This window comes from Leadbettera azotonutricia ZAS-9, assembly GCF_000214355.1.
GTDB lineage: Bacteria > Spirochaetota > Spirochaetia > Treponematales > Breznakiellaceae > Leadbettera > Leadbettera azotonutricia.
Map to the genome: position 1 here is coordinate 1344351 of NC_015577.1, position 25842 is coordinate 1370192.

General features: G+C 50.9%; 21 protein-coding genes. 8 read left to right on the top strand and 13 right to left on the bottom strand.

What is annotated here, in order from left to right:
- Window positions 1-12 precede the first annotated feature (12 nt).
- Both TREAZ_RS05765 and TREAZ_RS05770 read right to left on the bottom strand, forming a co-directional pair.
- Window positions 13-1266, bottom strand: coding sequence for an aldose epimerase family protein (locus tag TREAZ_RS05765; protein ID WP_015710879.1), 1254 nt, complete (start codon window positions 1264-1266; stop codon window positions 13-15).
- A 36-nt stretch (window positions 1267-1302) separates the two neighbouring features.
- Complete coding sequence (locus TREAZ_RS05770; protein ID WP_015710880.1) at window positions 1303-2187, bottom strand: hypothetical protein; 885 nt, start codon at window positions 2185-2187, stop codon at window positions 1303-1305.
- Between the two features lie 97 nt (window positions 2188-2284).
- Between TREAZ_RS05770 and TREAZ_RS05775 the strand changes: the two genes are divergently transcribed.
- A complete protein-coding gene (locus tag TREAZ_RS05775; protein ID WP_015710881.1) occupies window positions 2285-3205 on the top strand; it encodes an aldo/keto reductase in 921 nt (306 codons plus the stop codon).
- Between the two features lie 9 nt (window positions 3206-3214).
- Window positions 3215-3904 carry a DUF554 domain-containing protein gene (locus TREAZ_RS05780; RefSeq protein WP_015710882.1) on the top strand — a complete coding sequence of 230 codons (690 nt, stop codon included), beginning with the start codon at window positions 3215-3217 and terminating at the stop codon, window positions 3902-3904.
- A 710-nt stretch (window positions 3905-4614) separates the two neighbouring features.
- Here TREAZ_RS05780 and TREAZ_RS05790 read toward each other — a convergent pair.
- Window positions 4615-5223 (bottom strand): hypothetical protein, encoded by a 609-nt coding sequence (locus TREAZ_RS05790; RefSeq protein ID WP_015710884.1) that lies wholly within the window; start codon window positions 5221-5223, stop codon window positions 4615-4617.
- A gap of 227 nt (window positions 5224-5450) precedes the next feature.
- On the opposite strand from TREAZ_RS05790, the gene TREAZ_RS05795 reads away from it, so the two are divergent.
- Window positions 5451-7334, top strand: a complete 1884-nt coding sequence (locus TREAZ_RS05795) for a hypothetical protein (protein WP_015710886.1) — start codon at window positions 5451-5453, stop codon at window positions 7332-7334.
- A gap of 5 nt (window positions 7335-7339) precedes the next feature.
- Here TREAZ_RS05795 and TREAZ_RS05800 read toward each other — a convergent pair whose 3' ends face one another.
- Complete coding sequence (locus TREAZ_RS05800) at window positions 7340-8581, bottom strand: MFS transporter (RefSeq protein ID WP_043922920.1); 1242 nt, start codon at window positions 8579-8581, stop codon at window positions 7340-7342.
- An 80-nt stretch (window positions 8582-8661) separates the two neighbouring features.
- On the opposite strand from TREAZ_RS05800, the gene TREAZ_RS05805 reads away from it, so the two are divergent.
- The 3 genes from TREAZ_RS05805 (at window position 8662) to bamJ (TREAZ_RS18415) (ending at window position 11249) form a co-directional block, all read left to right on the top strand.
- Window positions 8662-9519, top strand: coding sequence for an MBL fold metallo-hydrolase (locus tag TREAZ_RS05805; RefSeq protein WP_015710888.1), 858 nt, complete (start codon window positions 8662-8664; stop codon window positions 9517-9519).
- Between the two features lie 68 nt (window positions 9520-9587).
- Entirely contained in the window at window positions 9588-10520 is a 933-nt protein-coding gene (gene bamJ / locus TREAZ_RS05810) for a BamJ family beta-barrel-assembly machinery protein (protein WP_015710889.1), read from the top strand.
- Window positions 10521-11249, top strand: a complete 729-nt coding sequence (gene bamJ / locus TREAZ_RS18415) for a BamJ family beta-barrel-assembly machinery protein (RefSeq protein WP_015710890.1) — start codon at window positions 10521-10523, stop codon at window positions 11247-11249.
- A 24-nt stretch (window positions 11250-11273) separates the two neighbouring features.
- On the opposite strand, the gene TREAZ_RS05820 is transcribed toward bamJ (TREAZ_RS18415), so the two are convergent.
- Window positions 11274-12461, bottom strand: coding sequence for a nucleoside-diphosphate kinase (locus tag TREAZ_RS05820; protein WP_015710891.1), 1188 nt, complete (start codon window positions 12459-12461; stop codon window positions 11274-11276).
- Between the two features lie 104 nt (window positions 12462-12565).
- On the opposite strand from TREAZ_RS05820, the gene fusA reads away from it, so the two are divergent.
- The gene (gene fusA / locus TREAZ_RS05825; protein ID WP_015710892.1) at window positions 12566-14641 is read left to right on the top strand and encodes an elongation factor G; all 2076 of its coding nucleotides are present in this window, start codon (window positions 12566-12568) and stop codon (window positions 14639-14641) included.
- A 15-nt stretch (window positions 14642-14656) separates the two neighbouring features.
- Here the strand turns inward: fusA and TREAZ_RS05830 are convergent, their stop codons facing one another.
- From TREAZ_RS05830 to TREAZ_RS17335, 8 genes are all read right to left on the bottom strand, one after another.
- On the bottom strand, window positions 14657-15385 hold the full coding sequence (locus tag TREAZ_RS05830; protein ID WP_015710893.1) for a cyclase family protein: 729 nt from the start codon (window positions 15383-15385) through the stop codon (window positions 14657-14659).
- A 14-nt stretch (window positions 15386-15399) separates the two neighbouring features.
- Window positions 15400-19077, bottom strand: coding sequence for an ATP-binding protein (locus TREAZ_RS05835; RefSeq protein ID WP_245535097.1), 3678 nt, complete (start codon window positions 19075-19077; stop codon window positions 15400-15402).
- A 91-nt stretch (window positions 19078-19168) separates the two neighbouring features.
- Entirely contained in the window at window positions 19169-19561 is a 393-nt protein-coding gene (locus TREAZ_RS05840) for a ParB/RepB/Spo0J family partition protein (protein ID WP_015710895.1), read from the bottom strand.
- A 10-nt stretch (window positions 19562-19571) separates the two neighbouring features.
- Window positions 19572-22202, bottom strand: a complete 2631-nt coding sequence (locus tag TREAZ_RS05845) for a penicillin-binding protein 1A (protein ID WP_245535098.1) — start codon at window positions 22200-22202, stop codon at window positions 19572-19574.
- Between the two features lie 272 nt (window positions 22203-22474).
- Window positions 22475-23455: a hypothetical protein gene (locus TREAZ_RS05855; RefSeq protein WP_015710898.1), complete on the bottom strand. Its 981-nt coding sequence runs from the start codon at window positions 23453-23455 to the stop codon at window positions 22475-22477.
- A gap of 24 nt (window positions 23456-23479) precedes the next feature.
- Window positions 23480-24391: a M23 family metallopeptidase gene (locus tag TREAZ_RS05860; RefSeq protein WP_245535099.1), complete on the bottom strand. Its 912-nt coding sequence runs from the start codon at window positions 24389-24391 to the stop codon at window positions 23480-23482.
- 38 nt (window positions 24392-24429) lie between these two features.
- Window positions 24430-24600, bottom strand: a complete 171-nt coding sequence (locus TREAZ_RS05865) for a DUF362 domain-containing protein (protein WP_015710900.1) — start codon at window positions 24598-24600, stop codon at window positions 24430-24432.
- A gap of 39 nt (window positions 24601-24639) precedes the next feature.
- Window positions 24640-25416 (bottom strand): TetR/AcrR family transcriptional regulator, encoded by a 777-nt coding sequence (locus tag TREAZ_RS17335; RefSeq protein ID WP_169312610.1) that lies wholly within the window; start codon window positions 25414-25416, stop codon window positions 24640-24642.
- Between TREAZ_RS17335 and TREAZ_RS17690 the strand changes: the two genes are divergently transcribed.
- The gene (locus tag TREAZ_RS17690) at window positions 25394-25780 is read left to right on the top strand and encodes a hypothetical protein (protein WP_169312611.1); all 387 of its coding nucleotides are present in this window, start codon (window positions 25394-25396) and stop codon (window positions 25778-25780) included. The genes TREAZ_RS17335 and TREAZ_RS17690 overlap by 23 nt on opposite strands.
- Window positions 25781-25842 lie beyond the last annotated feature (62 nt).

Sequence of the window (25842 nt, forward strand, 5' to 3'; positions counted from 1 at the left end):
GGACCGCAGAATCTAAACCTTTTTCTCCAGGGTTTTTAGCCCGGTGAAGAGGGGGTCCGCGTTTATGCGCCAGTATTCGCTCCTGCCTTTGCAGACGAGGGCATTGGCTTCCCCTTCGATGGAGCTCACGCCTTCGTCGAGCACGGTCTTTTCGTAAGGGGTAAAGGCCGCGCCGTAACGGAGCGTCTTTTCCCCCCCGGCAGGGATGGTAACTGTGGTAGGGGCGCCCAGAATTTGCCCGGCCTGCCGCGAATATTCGAGGCCCTGGGCAAAGGCAGAAATGGAATTTTCTGTCCCCAGGCAATAGGTCAGGTCCGTGCCGCCCTCGTATGCTGCCCAGGGGGTAAAGGGGCGGCCGCCATACTGCATCCAAAGGTTGTTGAAGCGGAGGATGATATCGTCGGCGCCTGCTGCGGCAGGGCCGGTGAAGAAGCAGATATAGGACATTTTCAGCCTTGGGTTAACCATCGAGGACCATCCCAGGGCGGCTTTGTCGTTTATCCTGCCTGCCGCGAAATCGGTGTAGCCAATGGGTCCCGGAACCCGTGATATGTCTGTCTTCCCTCCGGATGCCAGCGGCGCATCCTTGAGGGTGGGGAATTCAGCCCCTATGGCAAGGCGGGTAGTGGTATCGAATTCGCTGCCTGTAGGGGCAGTCATCCAGGCATCGGCAGCCCCGGAAATGCGGCAGCCCTCTGCAAGAAAGGGCGCCCCCAGGGTATTGTGCCAGCCCGCGCAGATTGACAGATCCGCGCTGCCTTTATTGGCAATAGTGTGGCTTATGTAATGGATTCCCTGTTCAGGGAAAAGGGCATCCAGCTTCTTGAACGAGAGGGGCATGGTCTTGTCGGGGCTTTCCATGGTGCTCAAGGCCCAGCCTGCGCCAGTTTCCTCGTCTATGCCGCTCTTTCGGAAAGTCCAGGCAAGGTTGCCTGTCCAGCCGTGGGGGGGCATGTTGACCCCGTCTATAATATGGCCGGGGCCAAAGTTGGGGGCGCAGGGGAATGTCCCCGCCAGATTGTAGAGGAGGCTTGCTTTCCAGAAAGCCCCATCTTCAGCGTCCCTAAAGGGCTTGCCCGAATTGGAACGGAACCAGGGAAGCCAATGGGCATTCAGGCGGCCTTTGCCCTGGGGGGCGGAAAGCTCCGGAACCATGCCCCCGATATCATCCACCATCACCTTTAAACTGTCATGCTCCAGGACTGTGGCTTCCCTGTTTCCCAATTCAGCCACCCTGATGACTGTTGTTTTTGCAAGATCCGGCATTTTGCGCCCTCCATCAATGTATTCAATTATATCACATTATTTTGCTTTTGGCAGGGAAAAAAGAAAATCAAGCAGGGGAGTTTCCCATTTTTCCGATTTTTCACCTTCGGCAATAAATCTCTGGTACAGGGAAAGTATGTGGGCCCTGATGGCATCCCCATCGGTCTTGGTTATGGAAGGAGCGTTAAGGAAGAGTTCGGCGCAGAAGCCCCTGGCTTCTTCAGGGGTAAAGAGAGCGCTGTCGAAACAAGTCATGGCATACATGGCCGCCGGTATGCAGTTGACGCTGTGCTGCTTCACATAGAGTACCGCTTCGGTGATGTCCAACGCGCCCTTCCGCATCTCTTCAATCTGGGGCGCGAATTGCGCCTCCCCGCCCAGACGCCGGATTAACTCCCTGAAGAGGGTATAAGTATGTATTACCACCATTACATGAAGGGACGGGATGCACATAAGGTGGGGGTCGGTGGCATGGATTATGACAAAACGCGGCCGGGCCAGATAGAAGGGCCTGTTGGTAGTGGAAAAACAGACCCCGTATACCCCGGCGGCCTTTTTATACAGCTTGCCTATGGATTCGATCAATTCCTTTGCTGGTTCAAGACCCTGGCGGCCGTAATGCCTCAATAGAAAACCTATGACCCTGACCCAAAAGGCCACAAAGTCCAGGTATATGTTCACTTTCCGGGGTGTAAAGGGGATCTTTTCGTCCAGGGGATGATCGGCTCTCGCTACAGGATAACGGCCCTTGAAAAAAGCCGCCCTGTACTGGAGGAGGAAGAAATTCGTAAAAATGGAAACAATGCATTTGATTCCCGGGCCTCTGAGGAAGGGGCTTCCCAAAACCCGAACAAAGCATAAAGCCGGAGACTCCCGGCCTACAGGCTGTGAAGCGATATTGTTGTGCTCATTCGGCGCCATTCATGCATGGTAGCATAGGGGGAGGGGAATTTCCACTGTACTGTACTTGACTTAACCTTAACGTTAACCTTTAAATTGTAATTTCAGGAGTTAATACATGAAAACCATCAATTTAGGTTTATCGGGGCTTCAGGTCCCGGTTATTGCAGTGGGCTGCATGAGGATCAATAAACTGGATGCTTCCGAAGCCTCAGCCTTTGTCAAGACAGCCCTCGATTTGGGGGCTAATTTTTTCGATCATGCTGATATTTATGCAGCCGGGGCCAGCGAGAAGATCTTCGCAAAAGCCATAGACATGAAGCCCGCAGTGAGGGAAAAGGTCATTATCCAGTCCAAATGCGGCATACGCCCCGGCAAGGCTTTTGACTTTTCCAAAGACCACATACTCAAGTCCGTGGAGGGGAGCCTTAAGCGGCTTAAGACAGAATACCTCGACGTGCTTCTCCTTCACAGGCCTGACGCCCTGGTGGAACCTGAGGAAGTAGCAGAAGCCTTCGGCATACTCCAAAGCTCGGGCAAGGTGAGGCACTTCGGCGTTTCCAACCAGAACCCCATGCAGATCAATCTGCTCAAAAAGTACGTGAAGCAGCCCCTGGTCGCCAACCAGCTCCAGCTTTCGATTACCAACTGCACCATGATTTCCCAGGGCGTCCACAACAACATGGGCGACGAATTCGCCGTAAGCCGCGATGGCAGCGTCCTCGACTTCTGCCGCCTCCATGACATCACCATTCAGCCCTGGTCCCCCTTCCAGTACGGCTTCTTCAAAGGCGTCTTCCTGGACAATCCCGAATTCCCCGAACTTAACACAAAGATCAATGAGATAGCCAAAAAGTACGGCGTTACCAATACTACTATTGCCCTGGCCTGGCTATTAAGGCACCCCGCGAAGATGCAGCCCGTCACCGGCACCATGAACGCGAAGCGCCTCAAGGAATGTGTCAAAGCAACAGAGATTACGATAACCCGTGATGAATGGTACGAGATCTTCCTGGCTGCCGGAAATATCCTGCCGTAAGGATGGATCATGTTAGGGCCTATAGTTAATGCAGCAGCCATAGTGGTGTGCGCTCTGGTGGGGGTCTTCCTCGTCCGGGGCATACCGGAACGCTTCGAGGAAATCACCAAAAAGGCTATTGGCCTTTCGATTATTTACGTGGGCATCAAAGGCGCCCTGGACAACCAGAGGGTGCTCCTCCTCATCATGAGCATGGTCGCGGGGGCTGTCATAGGCGAGCTCATCAACATTGATAAATGGATGAACCGCCTTGGCTCCTGGGCCGAGCGCCGCATGGGCATGAGCGGCGGAACCTTCGCCAAAGGCTTTGTTTCGGCCAGCATTTTATTTTGCACCGGCTCCATGGCCATTGTCGGCTCCATGCAGAGCGGTCTCTTGGGCAACCACGAAACCCTTTTCGCCAAATCCATACTCGACGGCTCCATCTCCATAGTCTTCGGCGCGAGCATGGGCATAGGCGTGGTATTTTCCGCCATCCCGGTCTTTGTTTACCAGGCGGGCATAGCCCTGGCCTCCATGGCAGTGCGGGATCTCCTTACCCCGGACATTGTCCGCGAAATGTCCGCAGTGGGAAGCCTGCTGGTGGCGGCCATAGGTATCAATTTCCTCGGAGTGAAGGAGATACGGGTGGCTAATCTGATACCGGCTATTTTTATTCCCTGGGCTTATATCGCCTTTGAGGCGGCGGTTTTGAAGTAGGTTAACCATGTTTTTAGAGGAATGCATGCGGCCTTTCCAGAGATCAATTTGTGGTATTGGCGCAAAAGTATAAGCTTATCCTCTTTTTGTCCGCGAACAGGGTGGTGCTGCGAATGAATTATCCAGAATGCGGAACTTATGGATAGATTTCTATTGTCCAACACGTATAAGCTGCTTTACAATAAAGATACTGGCCTTTATTCGTGGCGAGGGGGTTAATACCCCGCCCCTTGGGGCGGTTAAAAAGGTATTAAGCCCCGAGTCCAATTCCTTAAGAGAACAACATACCTCGCGGCTTGCCGCGGGGTTGTTGATTGGGATAGCCTTCCAGAAACTCTGGATATGTTTTTGAGTAAATTAGAACCTTAAACGATTTACATCCTATTTTCGTTGCCTCTTTTTAAGATCCGTTTGTTTAAAGCCGTTACCATTTGCCTATTTTTCATGATCCGTTTAGTGGCGGCCACTACCTGTTGCCTGGGTTAAGATGCATTATGCTAATTTTCAAGATCCGGTTCATGAATTTTATGATCCCTTGGAATGATTTAAGGACCTGTATAGTGTCTTTATGCATCTGTTTAGGGATTTTATGGGTTGGTATAAGTTGGCAGGGGTGAATTGAGCTAATAGAAAGGGGAGGCTTGGGCAAGTCTTTTTGGGCTTGCACAGGTCTCCCCTTGTTTTACTTTTCTGTGAGCAGCGGAAGGAGCTTATCCTTCGGCGATGTTCCTGAATTCGGCCTGGTTGGGGTTGGCGCTGTTCATCGCGGCGCGTTTGTTCCGTTTGAAGTAGGGCTTCAGCGCTTTATACTCTGCTTCTGCGCCTGGAACTCTTTGACGGGCTGCTTCTCTGACATAGTTGTAATACTCAATTCCATCGTGATAGGCCTCGTCACTGTCGTTAAGCATGCTGTCGGAGATGATTTTGGTGAATTGCTGAATCAGGGTCAGCAATATCCGCTTGCGTTCGAAATCGTCAACGGCATTTTTAAACTGATCCATATCCAGAAAGGCCGGCACAAATTGAGGGTTTGCCACCGCATGGCTAAAGGCCGTTTGGATAAAGCCCCAGTTTTTGATCCCCGCCCCAACCAGGCGTATCCTGTCGTGGGGGGTAAAGGTGTTGCTGGACTTTGCCACCAGGCCCATGGCCTCGGTTAAGCTGGCAGCAATCTTTTCCACCGTTTCGGTGCTGATCGCACCCTTTGACGTTTTTCTGCTGTTGGTTACTTCAAGGTCCGATGTTTTTTCGGTTCCCTTGAGATCCGTCTTGATCCCGGCGGGGTTGCCCGCCATTTCTGCAACTAATTTTGTTGACAAGATGTTTGTCCTTTTGCTTTCCGGGCCCGGATAGCATACATATAATATAATAATTTTTTATCCCATCGGAAATACTTTTTTGAAAAAAAATACAAAAAAGCAAAAAAATTTACGCTATTGATAATGAATGGGAGGCAAAAGTTGCCTTTTTTCAAAAGAAAAATTTGCTAGTTTCAAATGAAATGCTTATATTTAATTCATCATGTGTATTTACAATAGGAGCATCTATGAAAAAAAATCTTTTTAGAACTATCCTGTCGGTAAGCGTTATGGCGCTAGTGTTTCTTATGACCCTCGCAGTATGCGGTGGGAACAGTCCCTCTGATCTGCCATTAACTCCTGATGTATATGTGGCAGGGCATGAAACCAGCGGCGACTTTGGAGCTAAAGTATGGAAAAACGGCATGGTAACAAACCTTACCGATGGCACAAACGCTGCCTGGGCTAACTCGATTTACGTATCGGATGGCGATGTGTATGCGGCAGGAAGGGAAAACAACGGCAGGAGTATGTCAATAGCCAAAGTATGGAAAAACGGCGTAGCGACAAACCTTACCGACGGCGCGAGCTATGCCAATGCCTCTTCGGTTTACGTGTCCGGCAACGATGTATATGCGTCAGGATACGATGACACTATAGCCACAATATGGAAAAACGGCGTAGCGACAAGCATTACCGATGGCGCAAGCTATGCCAATGCCGCTTCGATTTACGTGTCCGGCAGCGATGTATATGCGGCAGGATACGATGGCAAAATAGCCACAGTATGGAAAAACGGAGTGGCAACAGACCTTACCGATGGCATAAATTCCGCTGAGGCCTCTTCGATTTACGTGTCCGGCGACGATGTATATGCGGCAGGATATGATGGCAAAATAGCCACAATATGGAAAAACGGAATAGCGACAAGCCTTACCGACGGCGCAGGCTATGCCAATGCCGCTTCGATTTACGTGTCCGGCAGCGATGTATATGCAACAGGAGTTGAATCCAACGGCAACACTCACATAGCCAAAGTATGGAAAAACAACGGAGCAATAAACCTTACCACCGGTACAAGCTATGTTGAGGTCTACTCGGTATACGTATCGGGCGAAGATGTATATGTGGCAGGAAGCGAATACAGCGACAGCGGCATGCCAGTAGCCACAGTATGGAAAAACGGCCTGCCAACAAGCCTTAGCGCAACCCCTGCTGATGCGTATTCGGTATACGTGGAAGGCGGCGATGTATATGTGGCAGGAAATTATCGGGGCAGCAATTCTGCGGCCAAGATATGGAAAAACGGCACAGTAATAAACCTTACCGATGGCGCAAATGAGGCTAATGCCAACTCGGTATACGTGTCCGGCAACGATGTATATGCGGCAGGACATGATAGCAAGGTAGCCAAAGTATGGAAAAACGGCGTAGCGACACGCCTTACCGACGGCACAAAATATGCTAATGCCGCTTCAGTTTACGTGTCCGGCAGCGATGTATATGCGGCAGGATACGATGGCAATACAGCCAAAGTATGGAGGAACGGAGTAGCAACAAACCTTACCAGCGGCACAGTTGATGCCGAGGCCGTTTCAATTTACGTATCCGGCGGCGATGTGTATGCGTCAGGATACGATGGCAATACAGCCAAAGTATGGAAAAACGGCACAGCGACAAGCCTTACAGATGGCACAAGCTATGCTCAAGCCAACTCGGTTTATGTATCGGGCAGCGATGTCTATGCGGCAGGAGCTGAATACAACGGCAGCGTTTACGTAGCCAAGGTATGGAAAAACGGCGTCCCAACAAACCTTACAAATGGCACAGACGATGCCTGGGTTAACTCGGTTTATGTATCGGGCGACGATGTATATGCGGCAGGAGTTGAATCAGACGGCATCACGTACATAGCCACAGTATGGAAAAACGGCGAAGCGACAAGCCTTGCCGACAGCCCACATGGCGCTGAGGCCAACTCGGTTTATGTATTGGACGGCGATGTATATGTGACGGGATATGAATTCGGCGACAATGGCACACCGGTAGCCAAAGTATGGAAAAACAGCGCAGCGACAAACCTTACATACAGTCCAAATCATGGAAAAGGTTTTTCGATATTTGTGAAATAAGCGTCCTATGTCCCGCTCGGCGTTTTAACCTCTTCCTTCTCCACATTGATCGTGGCCGCGTAAACGCTGTTCAGCAGTCCCAAAAACGCCGAGAGTGAGAAGAGCACTTCAATCCCCGTGACCTTCCATATCCATCCTCCCATAAGGGCGATGAATATGCTTATCACGTGGTTGACCGAGATACCTGTGGAGAGGGTGGCGGTGATTTCCTCCTGGCTCGAAGCTATGCGCTGCACGTAAATGTTGCTTGCCATGCTGGCCATGGAAATTATCGAATCCAATATATAATTGACGCATACCACTATGAATGCGATATGCGGCGGAAAGAGACGGTGGGAAAATCCGTAAAGGAGGCAGACAACGATAAGGATGAGGGTGTCGCAGACCATGACCACTTTGTAGCCCAGCCTGTCGATGATGCGGCCTACCAGGGGGTTCAGGAAGAAGCCGAAAACAGCGCAGATGCCCAGGAGCATGGCGATGATGGAAGTATCGGCGCCGTATTGGAGAATCAGCACATAAGGCGCAAAGGTAATAAAGATCTGTTTCCGGGCGCCGTAGAAAACTTCGAGCATGTAGAATTTGGTGAATTTTTTTGCGAAGTAGAAACGGCGCCTTTGGGATTTTAAAGTGGTTTCCTGCAAGGCCAATGACACCAATACTGCGGCAGTCATAAGGGCTGTGGCAGCGGCAAAAATTATCCTGAACTGCATAATATCATTGCGCTTAAATCCGATGCGGGACATGATATAAAAAAGGCCTGTTACGATCACATAGCCGGCGATATTCCCCAGCTGGCCAATGGCGCCCGAGAGGCCCAGAGCCGCGCCTGATTTTTCCCGTTTTGCAAGGTCCAGGGTAAGGGTGGTTTTCACAGGCATGATGATGTGCTCGCCCGAGCTGAAAACCACCATGAAGATCACCACTACAAACTTGACGCCCACAAAGTTGACGCTGGAAAGGAGGAGCCCCACGAGGCCCGCCGCCATGAGGGCGGAGCCTATCTTGAAAATGCGGCTGTCGGAAAAACGGTACATCAGGGCCAGGATTATCACCACCAGGAGTCCCGGGATTTCCCTGAAGAATTCCACAATGCCCCGTTCAAAAGGGCTGATATGGACAATTTCCGCAAGATAGTTATCCTGAATGCCCCTGTACAAGCCATAAGCTATCCCCGAGAGCACAAGGACACTCAGAAACCTGGCCACCTTTGCATCAGGCCGGTAGATGTCATTAAAGAATTTCATATATATGAAATGATGTACAATTCCAGCCCTTTTGCATAGCCCCATAAAAAGATATAATACGGTTGTTGCAAGGGGGATTTATGCAAAACAGAATGCTTTGCGGAATACTTTTCGGCGCCATGGCTTCGGGCGTTTTTGGCGCTGAAGGCGATGCGGTTTTTTCCTATAAAGTCGGAGCTTTCGATGTGTATATGCTGGTGGAGAACCGGGGGCAGGGGAGACCGGGCATACTCATAGATGCCGATAAGGCCGCCCTGGATAAATACCTTCCCGGCGGCGCCTATCAATCTGAAACCAACACCGTCCTTATAAGGGGGCAGGGCAAAAACGTGGTAATAGACACGGGCTTTGGCGGGGCCATCTTTGACTCCATGAAGAAGCTGGGAGTCGATCCCGGCCAGGTGGACGCGGTGCTTCTTACCCACATGCACGGGGATCACATCGGGGGCATGCAGAAAGACGGCAAGGCCCTTTTCCCCAGGGCGAAAGTGTACCTGGCCCAGCAGGAGCGGGATTTCTGGACCAAAACCAATGTGAACCAGGGGGCTGTTGCTGCCCTCGAAGCCTACAGCGGCAAGGTCGAGACCTTCCTTCCCCGCGAACTGGGGACCACCCTTGCTGAAATTCTCCCCGGTATTTCCGCCATGGCGGCCTTTGGGCATACCCCAGGGCATACGGCTTTCCTTATCGAGTCTTCGGGGAAAAAGCTCCTTATCTGGGGGGACCTCATGCACGTGCAGGGCATACAATTCCCCCTTCCGGACATTTCTGTGACCTATGACACTGATCCCAAAATGGCAGCGGAGGTCCGCAGGAAGATCCTGGATTATGTGGTCAAGAACAGTATCCCTATCGCGGGCATGCACCTGACCTATCCTGCCATAGGCACGGTGAAGGCGGATGGTTCAGGCTACCGCTTTGTGCCTGAGGGCATTTAGGCAGGCGGCGGGATGTCTGCGCTGTCAGGTGTCTTGCCCTCTCATCAAATAATGTCTATATTGAAAGGATGAAAACCAATAAATATGCCGCGCTGTTTTTATCCTTTTTTGCTTTTTTAGTACTCCTTGGAGGCTGCAAAAAAGAAGCCTCTGCTCAGGAGAATGTTTTAAAAATAGACAAAGACACGAGTTATGCCATAGGGATGTACCTTGCTTCCCAATTCACCCTTCCTAATGTGAGTTATGAGTACAAGTCCTTTTCGGAAGGGTTTAAAGCAACTACCGAAAAGGAAGAGCCGAAATTTTCTTTGGACGAGGGCATATCAAAAATACAGGCTGTCATTGAGCAGATCTCGGCTAGAGATGAGACCGGCGCCCAGGATGAAGTCGTAAAAATAGATGTGGATACGAGTTATGCAATAGGGATGTACCTTGCTTCCCAATTCACCATTCCTGATGTGACTTATAATTATCCTTCTTTTTCAGAAGGGTTTAAGGCTTTTGTTGAAGCCAAAGAGACAAAATTTTCCATGGATGATGCTATACCAAAGATACAGGCTGTCTTTGACCAGGTAACCGCCAGGGAAGAGGTCAAGAACCAGGAGCTGGGTGCCAAAAACCTTGACGAAGGCTTGGCTTTCCTTGCCGAGAACGGCACGAAGCCCGGCATCGTTACTACTTCTACGGGCCTTCAATATGAGGTCATAACCGAAGGCTCCGGCGCTAAGCCTACGGCCCAGGACGAGGTGAGGGTGGACTACGAAGGCACCCTGCTGGACGGGACGGTCTTTGATTCTTCTTACGCCCGGGGCGAGCCCATTGAATTTCCCCTTAATGGGGTTATTCCCGGCTGGACAGAAGGTCTCCAGCTTATGGCTGAAGGTTCAACCTACCGCCTCTTCATCCCTTCGGATCTGGCTTACGGTTCTCAAGGGGGTGGGCCCATCCCTCCCAATTCTACCCTTATCTTCAAGGTCGAGCTTTTGGCGGTGGTTAAGTAAATGAAGAATCCAATTCGCGCCCTCCTGCTTTTGATGGCTGCCTTGCATATTGCGGCGCTTGGCTCTGTTTATGCCGAAGGCATTGCCGACGAGGCTGCAAGGGGGACTGAAAAATCCGACATGAGTTATGCTTTCGGCATGGCCATTGGCTCTGACCTCAAGCAGGCAGGGTTGGATTTTAATTATGCCGCCTTTACCCGGGGTTTCAGGGAGATCATCGAAGGCCAGGAAACCCGCTTGACTCTGGACCAGGCTGTAGAAAAAGTGCAGACCGCCTTCAGGGCTGCCATGGCCAAACAAGCCGAGTACAACCGCGAGCAGGAAGTGCGTTTTTTTGCCGAGAATTCCATAAAGCCCGGGGTCAAGACTACTGTGTCTGGCCTCCAATATGAAGTGCTTACAGAAGGTACAGGCGCCCAGCCGGAGCTGTCCGACTTTGTGCGCGTCCACTACCGGGGCGCCCTCCTGGACGGGGTTATCTTTGATAGTTCCTATGACCGGGGCGAGCCTGTGGAATTCCCCCTGGACGGGGTCATCTCCGGCTGGAGCGAGGGCCTCCTCCTCATGAAAGAAGGGGGCAAAAGCCGCCTCTACATCCCTTCGCGCCTTGCGTATGGCGCCCAGGGCGCAGGCAGCGCCATCCCGCCCAATGCGACCCTTATCTTCGAAGTTGAATTGCTGGAAATCATCCCCCCGCCGGAGGGGGACGATTTATATTACGATGAATAGCATGGTTGTATAAAGCCCAGGGGCTTATTTGTTTTTTAAATACGCTCCTATTATCTCCCCAAGGGGGTTTTGCTCCAGGCAGACGATTTTCTTTTCCCGTTCGTAGCTGTCCTGGGAGTCTGAGGCATGGGCGGTGTTGACCATTATGCTGGAGCCGAATTCGCGGCGTATAGTGCCGCCCGGCGCTTTGAGGGGATCTGTGGGGCCAAGGACATCCCGGATTTTTGAAATGGCGTCTTCGCCTTCGTAGACCAGGATCATGCACATAACCGGTCCGCTTTTGTCTGCGTCTTCAGGGGGACAGACGCCGGGGCGGCAGCCGGACATAAATTCTATTATCTTTCTGAACTGATCCACTGCATATTCAATACCGAAACTTTCAGCCAGGGCATTTTCGACTTTTTTGTCCAGGGGAACCTGGAATTCTTTTTCCAGAATTTCCCTGGCCTTTTGGCCGAAAAGAGGGGCCAGTTTTTCTTTTAAGCCGCCCTCCACGGGTCCGTAAAATTCCAGGGCCTGGTGCATGGAAAAACGGTGCACTTTGATGCCCACTATGCGCAGGCCGGTTCTGGAAAACATATCGATAATGGTTCCGGGCTTGGATGAAGCATATTTCCAGTTGTCCGGCTTGAGAATCACCAGGGTGCGTTCAATCTTCGAAGGCTCCGGGTAATTCATATTCTTGATGATGTTTTCGTTGTTTTTGAGGAGATAACGGGAAAAGAGTTCCAGGTTTTCGTCGGCCAGCACCTGCTGCCTTGGAGTAAGGACCGCGGGTTCAAAATAGATGATTTCTTTCGGGTTATCCGGGGAAAAAATAAGGTCGGCATAGGTATCCCTGATGGTTTCGCCGTTGATGGATTCTATGCTGCGGTTTTCGGGGAAGAGGGCGCCGCAGATGTCCGAGAGCTTGCGGCAGGCGTTTTCGCCCCTGAAGATGAGGATCAGGGTACGGTGCCGCCTTCCGCCCGAAGGGCTTAAGCTTCTGATGATGTAATCGGATAAGAGATCCGCACCGCTGTTCAGGTTTTCCTGGTTCTGGCTTCGCAGGGAAGCTGCGTATTCCCGGGCAAATTCTGCATCCGGCGCAATCATCTGGGCGCCGACCAGTTCCAAATCCAAACGGGATAGGAGCCGGGATATAACGCCCCCTGTCCTGCTCTTGGCAATGGTATAAGGGGTCACCATCACATAAGAGAGGGTTTTTTCCATTTATGTGTATCTCCTGTTCTTGAATAAATTTAGCATGGGAAGCCCCCTTTTGTCCATGATAATTTATGTTTATAATGAAAAGCTGCTTAATAAGGAGTTTTTTAATGCTTAAGACTATGCGGAACATCGGCATCATGGCTCATATTGATGCAGGGAAAACCACAACCACGGAACGTATCCTCTATTATACCGGGAAGAGCCACCGCATAGGCGAAGTGGACGATGGCGAAGCCATCATGGATTGGATGGAGCAGGAGCAGGAAAGGGGCATCACTATACAAAGCGCCGCCACCACTACCTATTGGAAACGCCTGGGCATTAAAGGTGAAAATATCGATGCTGCAAAGCTGCCCCAATACCAGATCAATATTATCGATACCCCCGGCCATGTGGATTTTACCGCCGAGGTCGAGCGTTCCTTAAGGGTCCTCGACGGGGCCATCGCAATCTTCGACGCTGTCCATGGCGTGGAGCCTCAGACCGAAACCGTGTGGCGCCAGGCTGAGCATTATAAAGTCCCCTGCATAGGCTATGTAAATAAAATGGACAGGGTGGGGGCCGATTTTTTCCCGGTCCTGGATGATATCAGGGCCAAGCTTGCAGCCAATCCTGTGGCTGTCCAGATCCCTCTGGGTAAAGAAAACAATTTTGAAGGCGTCATAGATCTCATCGAAATGAAGGAGATACGCTGGGATTCTGCTACGGATGGCGAAGAAATGGACATCACCCCCATTTCGGGAGAAAGGGAAGCCCTTGCCAAAGAGTGGCGGGAAAGGCTCATCGACGCCCTTTCGAGCGTTTCCGATGCGGTCACCGAAAAATACCTGGCCGGCGAGGAGCTTCCCTCCGAGCTGATACGCAGCGAATTGCGCAAAGCAGTTATTAGCCGCGCCGTGCTTCCCATATTTGCGGGGGCTTCCCGGAGGAACATGGGGGTCCAGCCCCTCATCGACGCGGTGGTGGATTATCTTCCTGCTCCTGACGAGACCGTGCCCGCTGTGGGCCATCACCTTAAAAAAGATGAAGACATTACCATCCCCTGCGATCCCAATGCCATCCCCCTGGGCCTGGTTTTCAAGATCCAGAATGATCGCGAGGCGGGAAGCCTCTGTTATGCGCGCATGTATTCCGGCTCGATCAAGCCTGGCACCATGGTCTTCAATGTGGGCAAGAAAAAGCGGGAACGGGCAAACCGAATTCTCCGTATGCACTCCAACAAGTCCGAGCCCATGGACTCACTCCAGGCAGGGGACATCGGGGTCATCATAGGCTTGAAGCTCGCCCAGACCGGGGACACCATAGGCAGCGAAGGCTGGCCCGTGCTGCTCGAAAAGATGCAGTTTCCCGAGCCTGTCATCTCTGTTTCCATGGAGCCGAAAAACCTTTCGGAACAGGAAAAGCTCAAGGAGATACTTGCCCTCCTTTCCAAAGAAGATCCAACCTTCACCGCAAGGGAAGACGATGAAACAGGGCAGCTCATTATTTCGGGCATGGGTGAACTCCACCTGGATGTCCTGGTAACCCGCATCATCAAGGAATACAGTGTAGGCGCCAGGGTGGGGAATCCCCAGGTTACTTACCGCGAGTCAATCAGTACTGCTGTTGAAAGAACCGAAACTTTCTCCAAGGTTGTGGCAGGCAAAGAAAACGCCGCTTCCCTTACCCTCAGAATTGAACCCCGGGAGCGGGGCCAGGGAAACAACTTTGCCTGGGCAGTAAAAAATTCCGCTATCCCCGACGAAATCAAGGATGCTGTGGAGAGGGGCGTCAACGGCGCGTTCCAGTCGGGCATAGCCCTGGGCTACCCCTGCATAGACATTGGTGTAACTGTTGTCAATGCCGTTTACTCTGAGCTTACCGGTACCGAGTTCGCCTTTGAAGCCTGCGCCAGCCTTGGTTTTGACGAGGCCTGCAGGAATGCCGCCCCCATACTCCTTGAACCCATCATGGCGGTGGATCTTGTCGCGCCCAAGGAATTTGTGGGGGATGTAATCAGCCTGGTTACCCAGAGGGGCGGCCAGGTATTGAGCATGGATTCCAAACCTGGGGGCGACGAAGTAAAGGCCCAGGCGCCCATGGCAAAGATGTTCGGTTTTATGACTTCACTCCGTTCGGTAAGCCAGGGACGCGCAACCTTTACCATGGAATTCTCCCACTTCGAAAAGAAGGCGGAGAGATAAGCATTGCTATCAAGCTTACGCTTTTTTCCCTGTTATAGCGATGAGCCTGATGGGCGATCCTGAGCCGCCCTTGAATTTGTTGGGCAGTCCTATAACATAAAAGAAAACAGGCAGGACTTTAAGGTTTTTGATGTTTTCTATAATGGGTATGCCTTTGCCTAATAGCACATAATGGGCTTCGTCGGCGCTTCCAAAGGCGTCGATGGCAAGGCAGTCGCAGCCCGCAGCTTTGATTCCTTTTTCTGCCAAATATTCCGCGCAGCCTTTTGAAATTCCGGGCCAGTCTTTTAGATATTCAGCCGAATTGGGCTGTATGCGATATTTATCATCCCAGCCAAAACGGAACATGACAATATCGCCTTTGTTGATTTCACCGTTTTTCTGCTCGAATGCCTTTACCGCGTTTTCATCGAAGAGCCCTCTTGCGGGCAGATTCAGGGCATCAATGCGCACGCCCCGGCCCATAACGGTTTTAACGGGAAGCTCGTCAATGGGACAGGCATGGGGAATAAAATGCTTTGGCGCATCGATATGGGTGCCCGTATGCTCCGACATGACAATCATGGAGTGCAGTGCCGCATTCCCCGAATCGTAGCTTTCGTATACTACTGAACCGTAACGCGCCTGGGTGGGCCATGCGGGCATGCCTGATTCCAGGGTATATGAAAGGTCTACAATTTCGGCACTGTCCATGATTCCTGCCAAAATTTCAGGCAGGCTTTCCATTTCCCCGGCTTCCCCCATATTTTCCTTCCTGCTTATTTCAAGAGTTTAAAGGTAACTTCCAACAATTTATCCATTTCCAAAGGCTTGGCAAGGTGGGAGTTCATTCCCGATGCAATGGCTTTGTCTATGTCTTCCTTAAAAGCATTCGCAGTCAAGGCTACGATAGCCACGCTTTTTGCATCTTCCCTGTCCAGCTTTCGTATCGCCATGGAAGATTCGTAGCCGTTCATGTTGGGCATCTGCACATCCATGTAGATGATATCAAAATAATTCGGCGGCGAAGCTTTAAAAGCTTCCAGGGCTTCAATACCGTCTGCGGCTTCCTCAATTAATATTCCTGTATATTCGAGCATGTTTACTGCGATAAGCCTGTTGATATCAACATCGTCTACAATGAGGGCGCGCTTTTCTTTAAGTTTCCCTTCAATATCGGTAATGGCAATCTTTATTTCTTCTTCGGGTTTTGCCTCGGGAAGCCGGATTTCAAAGCTAAAGACGCTTCCTTCGCCGACTTTGCTTTCTACGGTAATGTTTCCGCCAAAGAGCTGGATTATGCTCTTCGAAATGGCAAGCCCAAGGCCTGTTCCGCCGTACCTTTGCGAAATTTGATTGGAAGTCTGTTCAAAGGGCTTAAAGAGGTTTTTTATAGCTTCTTCGGATATTCCTATTCCTGTGTCCCTTACCGAAAAGGCCAGCAGCGCTTTGCCGTCTTTGCGTTCCTTTATAGAAACGTTGAATTCAATTCTGCCCATCTCGGGAGTGAACTTAACCGAGTTCCCCAAAAGATTTATAAGTACCTGCCGGAGCCTTAATGAATCGCCGATAAAGAAAGCGGGTTCTTCAATATCCGCATTAACTGTAAAGGTAATATTTTTATCATTGCACCGGGGTTTAATAATAGTAGTAACAGTGCTAATCAGTTTGGGGAGATCCAGAAGCTCGTCAGAAAGCTCTATTTTGCCTGCTTCAATTTTGGAAATATCCAATATGTCGTTAAGAAGGCCCAGAAGATGCTGGGACGAGGTTTCTATCTGGCCTATGTTTGCAAGTATCTCTATTGGGTTGGGTTCCGGTTCTGATATTTTCTTTTTAACAATGCCTGTCATGCCTATGATGGCATTCATGGGGGTGCGTATCTCGTGGCTCATCCTGGCGAGGAAATCGCCCTTATGTTCATTGGCCCTGTTGGCATCGGCCACGGCTTTTTCAAGCTCTTCCTGGGTATGGCGGAGTTCTTCTTCGATGAGTACCCTGGTAGAAACATCACGGCCGAATCCCAGTATGCCTGCCAGTACGCCGGTATTATCAAAGACCGGTGTAAGGACAGTATCGAGAATTTCCTTATGCCCGTCCGCAAATACCAGGCGCTGCTCAATGTAGAAAGGTTTGCCTGTTTCCATAACCTTTCTGTTGTTTTCCTGGAAAGCCTCAAGAAGAAGGCAGGGTACTATTTCTTTTTCATTCTTGCCCGCTATTTCGGTGGATGCTATGCCGCTTAACGAGGCATAACGGGGGTTGGCTGCCAACAGCTTGCCTTTGGTATCCTGGTACCAGATGAGATCGGGAGATGCCGAGAAGATGGATTCCAGAAGATTCTTTTGTTCTGCGGTTTGCTGCTGCTGTTGTATTAATTCAGTTACATCAGTAGTGGTAATAATGTAACCGATCTTTTTTCCTTCTTTATCGGTAAGGTAGGTAGCCTCGCCTTTATAGTAACAATTATGGGGAGCAAAAAAGATAATTTCCGATTCCCTGCTTCCCTCTAAGGCTGTTATAGGATCATATTCGGAATGAATAGGATACACAGAATAATCGTAATAGTACAGACCTACTACTTCTTCACGCTCTTTGCCCATAACAGCAAGACTTAACTCATTGACATAGATAATGACCAGATCCTTATTGGTAATTACCAGAGGACCCCTGTCGGCTTCTACAAGACTGTCGGCCATTTCATCAAATGAGTCTGCCAGGGTGCCTATCTCATCTTTTACCGGCGCATGGAAACGGAATTGCCGCTCTCCCGAACGGAAGCGGGAAATCCCCCGGTTGAGGTTCGTAATACTCCCCGTCAAAGACGAGGCCATCCAGACAGCGATAAGAACCACGAGAAGTATCATGAAACCAGCGGATATGACAAGCTTAATGGTTGTAGACAAGAGATTGGAAGAAATGGCCCTGGAGCTGTCGTTAGTGGCCCTTAAGAGTTCCTGGTTAGTCTCGGCGTTAACCCGGTCGAGTATGGCCTTGGTCTCCAGGGCAGGCCGCTGGAAATCTTCAAGCCCTGCGCCTATGGCTACAAATCCGAAGCCCCGTTTCGTGTTTCCGTAATTGCCCGTATAATAGGGGATGGTAGCCGCAGTATTGGGCTTCCAGATTCCGCTCCAGAGTATAAGGAAAGAACCCGAGCCTCCTTCGGCGGTTAGATCCATCCAGCCTGTGCACTGGGGAGCATTGTTGAGGTAGCGGCCGTCAAGGCCGACAAAACCTGCGGCGGTTAATTCAGGCGCAGGTTTTTTTGTTCTGGACTGCTCGTCGAAAATGGGCCAGTTGGTTCGTTCTACAAAGTCGTCCCATTTTTCTATGCCGCTGGCTTTCCATGCGTTGTAGATCTTGTCTTCCAGCCAGGGTACCTGGGGGTCCCCGGTTTCCGGATCAAACCCTACGATGGAATGATGGCGGGGATGGCAAATACTGCGGCACTTATAATCCCAGATAAAGGCATAGTTGCCCTCGAAAGCGCTGGGCATTTCCACATAGCGTTCGTTCATTGGGGTAACATGATCCACAAATTCCATAATATGATCGTGGTCGAGGGCGAGGGTAACGTAGCCGGAAATCCTGCCGTTACGCATTACCGGCGCAGCCCAGCGTACTATGCCCCTGAACCGTTTGCCGGTGGGGTTTTCCTGTCCCGCATAAGCTTCTTCCTCGGGCTGCCAGTTTAACTTTCTGGCCGCAACATTTTCAGGGTTATACATGCCTATGAGGTGAGATCCCACATAGGCGCCTATCACATCGGAAACATAAATTTCGCCGGGTTTCAATTTTTTTAATTCTTCAAAATAATTTTCCGCTTTTACAAAAGTATTCTGCTTTATGGAGATGTTCTTTTTTGTTTTATCCATGAGGTTCGAAGTGGTAATTTTTATAATTTCATTTCCATTCAAATCAACGTAAGTCATTTCATGGTATAGAGGACTGTCTTTGGTTTCCCAAAGTATCCGGGGGGTGTTGCGATAGTTGGTATCGTTCTCGGTATTTGATGATGCAGAATAAGAACCTGTTTGCAGATCTTCCGCAGGAACCCAGGTTTTTTTGTCTTCCGAAAGCACCCATTCGCGCTGCTTCACCAGTACCCCAAGTTTATGATCCAGAAAATGACGGTATAAAGCGTCGTTTGGTTCAAGCCCTGCAGCATAGAGTATGTCGTCGTCCCTTGCGTAAAGAAAATCCGCAATCTGCCGCGCTAAATCGGTACTGGTGCGTTCTATCTGTTCAGTGGCCGAATTGTTTAGGGCAGCTACAGAGTCTTCAACCGCCAGATCCCCAAGGCGCACCAGGGCAATGTTGGCCTTTTCCTTTAATTCTTCAGCGCTGCGTTTCAGTTCATTTCCCAAATTCTGGGACTGTGTCCAGGCTATAATGGTGAGGGCTATCAAAGGTATTACTTTTATTACTAAAAATATCAGAATGAGTTTGGCCCGCATTCCGATACCCAAACCATTGATAAAAGATTCAACTGCGTATCTGATTTTGTGGATTAATTTTACGAAAAGATTCATTTTCTTGCCGACCTGCCTACTTTCCTGCCCTGAAAAGGCGGGAGAAAAATCTTATGATTGCGTTGAGTATTCTGCGGAAAAAAGAAGGGTTTTTAAGGCGGTAAATACGCCGGGTAGCTTCGGCTATTTCTTCAGTGTTAAAATCCTGGCGCTGAATGTTTTCTTCAACTTCATATTCCAGCCTGGAAAGCTTGTCGGGGAATTCAGCCACTACCGCGTTGATGGTACGCCAGCCCAATGACTTGGCAGCTTCAAGCCTTCTTTCCCCTGCGATGAGGGCATTGTCATTGGTTATTACTATGGGATTGATCTGCCCGAAATGCTTGAGGCTGTCCGCCAGGGAAGCTATATCCCCCAGATCCTTGCGTATCCTCTTTTTCACCTTTATATCTTCTATGGAAACTTGCATTCTGGCTTGCCTAATCCAATAACGGGTTATAAGCCGGCAGTTCCAGGCCATTATTTGGGACCGGATCAGTCGGCATGGTCTGTGAATCAGTAGTATTACTGTTTCTGGAAGTACTGTTCCTGCCGGAAGCCGTGGAATTCCTGCTATTGGTTCTGGCAGAAGAATTTCTGTTGGTATTAGCGCTATTCCTGTTTGAAGTGCGCTCCTGGTATTCAGCGGGCAGGGTGGGCATGGTAAGGGTTTTAAGGAGATCCGCATCGTCAATGGTGAGGGTGTCGGATCTTAAACGTTCAAGATTCACTTCTACGGAACCTGTATTGCCGTGTATGTTGCAGTAGAGACTAGGCTGGGTTCCTTCGAGGAAGGGGAGGGTGACATCCCCCTGGTTGCAGGCGGCGGTTTTTAACAGCCCCGACTTAGCGCAGACCGTCACATCAATAATGCCCGAAGTGGGGCGCACAAAATCTTTAAAGGCAAGGCCCTGGTGAACCTCGCGCATAAAGTCTGCCCATACGGGGCCTGCCAAGGTAGAACCAGTGAGGTTGACGCCAAGGGAGTTGCCGGGTTTGTCAAAGCCGAACCAGATAGCGGTTGTGTAGTAAGCCGAGAACCCAACAGTCCAGGCGTCAGACCAGTTCTGGGGAGTTCCGGTCTTGCCCGCCATGGGCATTCTGAAATTCTTGCCGTTTTCGTCTTTGAAGCTGAATTTATAACTCCAGTTGTCCGCAGGGTTGAGGGAGGGACCCGCAAGAGTACCCTGTTCAACTGTTTTCTTGAGCATGCTGACCATAACGTACGCATTCTGGGGGCTGATGATCTGAATATCGTTTCCGAGGCGCCGCTGCCTGAGCCTCAAATCGCGCTCTATATCCAGCACCACTTTTCCGCTTCTGTCCTCTACGGAACGTATGGCCATAGGTGTTACTTCCCGGCCCTGATTGGCAAAAGTTGCAAAAGCCTTTGCCATTCTTAAGGGGGATGTCGAGATAATGCCAAGACCCAGGGGGTACACCCTGGGGAAAATGCGGCGTATGTCGTCGGGGCTGGTATAGCCCAGAAGGGCGGAGGCCCGGTTTATGGCGGCGTCAAATCCTATGGTGTCCAGGACCTTAAGGGAAGGAACATTCATGGACTGGGCCAAGGCGTCATAGAGCAGGACAGAGCCCTTCCACTCGCCCCTGAAATTGAGAGGCAGATAAGGGGTGCCGTCTTCGTTGTGGAATACTATGGGCACATCGTTGATAAGGGAAGTGGGGGTAAGCTTACGGCTGTCTATGGCTGCGGAATAGTAAAGGGGCTTGAAAGAACTTCCGGGCTGCAGGTTCCCCTGGGTAGCCCTGATGAGCTGGTTGGATTCGTCGTACTTGGAACCCCCGATAATTGCCGTAATGTAGCCTGTTTCGTTTTCTATGGAAACAAGGGCGCCCTCTACCACGTTCTGTTCAGTATTGGTTTTAAGGGCGGCAAAACCCGTATTGGTCAAAGGTTTCAGATCCGAGATGCCGAAGGCCAGGGCTGCCAAATCTATTACCGGATTAATGACCTTGGTGTAACGGGCCATGGCCTTTGATTCGCTTTGCGTGCTGGAAGCATCGTGAATATCCTCGATATTAAAGTAGAGGGCCAGAAGATCCACTATGGGAATATAGGTGCGCTCCGCCTGGACATTGCTGGATCCGGAAGACCTTGTGTATTCCGCATTGGCCTTCGCAAGACCCTGGGCCATGAATTTTGCCGCCGCTTCCTGATGCTTGAGGTTCAGGGTGGTGTATACGGTATAGCCATCGCGGTAGTAATCCATGGTGCCGTACATCATGCCGTCCAGTTCGCGGCGCACATATTCGGAGAACCAGGGCGCCTTGTCTTCGCGGTTATAGTAGGCCGCGATGGAAGCCCGGGTATAATCGTAATTGTCCCAATACTCGCTAAAGGAAGCATCCGCTTCTTCCCGTGTGGTATAGCCGAATTCGATCATGCGGTCCAGGACAGCCTGCTGCCTGTCCATGGCGTCGTTGGGGTTGTTCAGGGGATTGTAGCGGGTGGGGCTTGAAAGCTGGATCACCAGGAGGGCCGATTCAGCCAGGCTGATTTCCCTTGCGCTGTGGCCGAAGAAATACTGGCTTGCGGTCTCTACCCCGTAAACCCCGGGGCCCATGATCATATAGTTGAGGTAGATTTCGAGGATCTCATTTTTTGTATAGCGCCTTTCCATCTGGAAGGCCCACCAGAGTTCGCGTATTTTACGGGTGATGGTGTACTCGCTCCGGTCGGTGTAGAGGGTACCCGCTACCTGCTGGGTGATGGTGGAGCCGCCGCCCCAGTTTTTGCCTATGAGCCTTCCAAAGGCGGCCCTGGCAATACCCCTGACACTGAAACCTTTGTGGTTGTAAAAATCCGGATCTTCCCTCGCCAGCACCGCGTAGATGAGGTGCCGGGGAAGGTCGTTGAGGGAGATCATTTCCCGCTTTTCGTCAGCTGAAAATTCAGTCACCAGGTTCCCGTTGATGTCCATTATTTTAGTCGGCAGTGCCGGCGCGAAGTCTATGAAGTTTTCCTGGTTCTTGATATTGGAAGTTTCAGCCAGGGACAGCCCCAGGGCTATCCCGATAACCACCGCCGCAGCCACTGTAAGGGCTGCCAATGCGCGGATAAGGATAGCAAATAGTATGGAAGGACTTTGCACTATAATAAGAGCTTACGTAAAGGAAGGCTATTTGTCAAGGTTTTCCATGGAAGGCGCCCATTGAAAGGTACTGCATGGCTCTAAAAAAAGGCTGACCGCGGAAACCGCAGCCAGCCCTGCCCTTGAGGCAATCGGAAATATAGTGATTTGGGAGGGGAACTATAGTTCCGACATTTAAAATATCGGAGCAGACAGGCAAATTCTTAATAAAAAGCACAAAATCCGGGAAATTAATCGTCTTCTGTGATGTCAACATCCACCGACAGGGCTATTTTGTAGGTTTTTCCCTTCTGCACCGTTACAGGGCGAATGATAGAATAGTCGCTCACCTGGAAACGGACCTCGTGGAATCCGGGTTCCACAGGATGGGGCAGCTGAGGATCTCTCACCAGCACATTATCCAGGAAAATTCGGGCATTTTCAGGATATTCAAAGAGTATGAGGGGGGTAGGGTCCTGGAGTTCCACCTGGACATCGAGGACTTTTGCCCGTTCTACCACAAAACGGCGGCTTTCATTGCGGTAATCTTCGGAAACCAGCACCAGGCTATGTTCCCCCTCTTTAAGGAGTAGTTCCTCATCCTGATTCTCCACCAATTTGTCATCAATGAGGATGGACACAGGCTGTTTCGGCAGCTGCTCGGGGTAATGCAGCACGAGTTTAACCGCCCCCTCATCGCTCAATATCGGCTTGGCCGCCAGGCGGAACACCATGTTCTCTATCTCCTCGCTTATCCCCTTGATAACCGGCATGAGCCTGAAAAGCAGGGGAAAGGTGGAGGGGGCTACAACGCCTGTGGGTATCATTATATACGGGGAAGCCCTGAGTCCATGGCCTTGCCTTAGGGGTATCTGCCAGGTGCTTTGGACTTTGCCGGGCATGGCCTCGATATGCAATTGCCTGGCTTCTATGTCAGCAACCCCCTGGGCCGGAAGGTTTGAGAGATTGTTGTAGAGCAGCACGCCGAGGCTTCCGCTGTAAGAAATCCAACGTTGGGGGGCGGTGAGTTCCAATTGCACTCCCCTGAAAAACCTGATGTCCCCGGAAAGCTGGATTGCCGCTGTGGAGGTATAGGTGAGGGGGAGGCTTGAGCCTTCAAGGTTATCCAGGGATATGACAATGATCCCTGCATTGAGTATGCGGAGAGGCTCCGCATAGAGCTTAAAGTTTGCGAGGCATAAACATACTAAAAGTACCCTGCGGAGCTTCATTTTTCCCTGCTCTTAAAAAATCAGCTAGCGAAAGATCCCAAGCAGCCTGCCGGGGTCTCTGGCCCTGCCGTTCTGCCTGAGTTCGAAATGAAGGTGGGGCCCTGTGGACTGTCCTGTGGAACCTACCCTCCCTATAAGGTTACCTGATCGAAGCTCCTGGTTCAAGGTGGTTTCGATTTTTGAGAGGTGGCCGTAAAGGCTTACCCAGTTGTCCCCGTGGCTTATGATGATGTAATTCCCAAAGACGGGATCGTTGCCTTGCTCGTTCACCACCCCGTCCCTGGCAGCATAAACCTCGGCCCCCTCCGGGCTGGCAAGGTCCAGGCCCTGGTGCACCCCGGGACGGCCTGTAACCGGGTTGACCCTTGGCCCGTAAGGGCTTGAAACCTGGAAATTTTCCAAGGGATAGTGAAAACCCTTGTTGAGGAAAAAGGCCCTTTCGGTGGGGCTTAAATCCTCACCCGGCAGGAAGCGAAACCGGGTTTTGGTCTTCCCTGCCCCGATGAAAAGCCACACCCCCTCTTCCCTTTGGGAGGAGCCGAGGAGCCGTTCAAGATCGTTCCCCGGTTTTTCAGGTATGAACAATCCCGGGGAAGAGGGGAGGAGCAGAGGCTCCCCGTTTTTCAAGTCTTCGGGATGGGAAAGCCGGTTCAGGGTTGCCAGGGCCGCGTAGGGTATGTTGCAGCGGGCTGCAAGGCCCAAAATATCATCACTTTCCAAAGGTACATAGGCATAGACCGTGAGCGACTCCGCCATGGCTTCAGGGGGAATTTGGGCCAGGAAAAGCCGTTTCCTGGCCGTTTCCACATCAGAAAGGTATTGCTTAAAAATAGCATCCCGCGAATCAAGGCGCAAAATGAGGGGCAGGCTGAGGCTGCCGTTTTCACCAGCCCCCAGGAGGGGCAGAACAAACAAGAGGAAATAAAAAAAAGGCAAGGGTTTACCCTTGCCTTGGCTCGTCAAAAAGCCGCCCACTATTCCTCAGCAATTGCTTCGGTGGGGCAGACACCGGCGCATGCGCCGCAGCTCACGCACTTTCCGGGATCGATCCAGCGCTTCCCGTCTTTTTCGGAAATTGCTTCCACGGCACATTCGCTGTCACAGGAACCGCAGTTAACGCACGCATCTCCAACCTTGTAAGCCATAATACACCTCTCTAACGGTAAATTTTCATCTACGATACACTACCTGATCTTTTTTTTCAATACATGCCCTTTGGCTCCGGATTTGCGCCCGGCGCCAGCAGCGGGCTCAATACCCAGCGCGTTCCGGATCAGATCGTAAAAGCCTGAAAATATTGTATCTGAGTCATATTGATGGAGCATAGGGATATGGGCAAAGGGCGTGGTCTCGAATTCCAGATCGAAAATGAAGGACAGGGTAATATTCATCAGGATGGTAGCGGTAATATCCGGGTCTTTGAGGGGACGTATGCTCCCGTCGGCATTTCCCTTGCGCAGTATATCGGTAAGTATAGCCCTGAATCCGGAAAATTCCTGTTCCATGCCGGCATTATTGCCGGGCTGTCCGGTGAGGGTCGGCAGCCTGAAGTAGAGCGCGATATTCGGATCCCTGCGGAGGGTTTCAAAAAAGAACAGAAAGGCTTCCATCTGTTCGGCGCCGGCAGCCTGTGCAGGTATGGCTTCCTGCATCTTGAGCTTAATGCGGTCCGTGTTTATGGAGATCAGCTCGGAAAGAATCTGGGCCTTGGTGCTGAAATGAGAATAGACCGTGCCGATGCTGACATCGGCTTTATTGGCTATCTCCCGGATGGTTGTTTCCCCGTATGAGTGTTCAGCGGCAAAAAGCTGTTTCGCGGCTGCAAGGATGCGCCCCTTGGCCTCTTTTTTCTTCCGATCAACCCGGGATTCCATTGCATTATTGTAATGGAATTGAAGCATGTTGTCCATAAAATAAGTCTGTGGTATCATGATCGCCATGGGATTAATCTTTTTAGGCATCCTGGCTGTAGGCATACTGGTCGTGATTGTGTACTTCTTTTTGTCCAAGAAGTCGTCGAAGACGTTGAAGCTGGCGGCTTTGGGGGCCTTGATCTTGAGCGGCATCGCACTGGCGGTTTGCGCTTTCTTTTTGTTTTCCGGCTCCGGGGTTAGCCCGGCTGGCCCCTATGATGCTCCAGCCCTGACCCAGGCAGCCCCGCCGGCAAAGAACACCAATATTACCGGCCTGGTTATTTTCCTTGCGCTGCTCCTGGCATTCTTCGGGTTTATTATTTACCTTGGCATGAAAGATCAGAAGAAGAAAATCCTGGACAATGCCATTGCCAATACCAAAGATTCAGATTTGGAAGAAGATAGTTTTTAATCAATACCGGAGGATGCCGCGCTGTTAACGTACAAACACACCCGCTACGCCTGCTATATTGG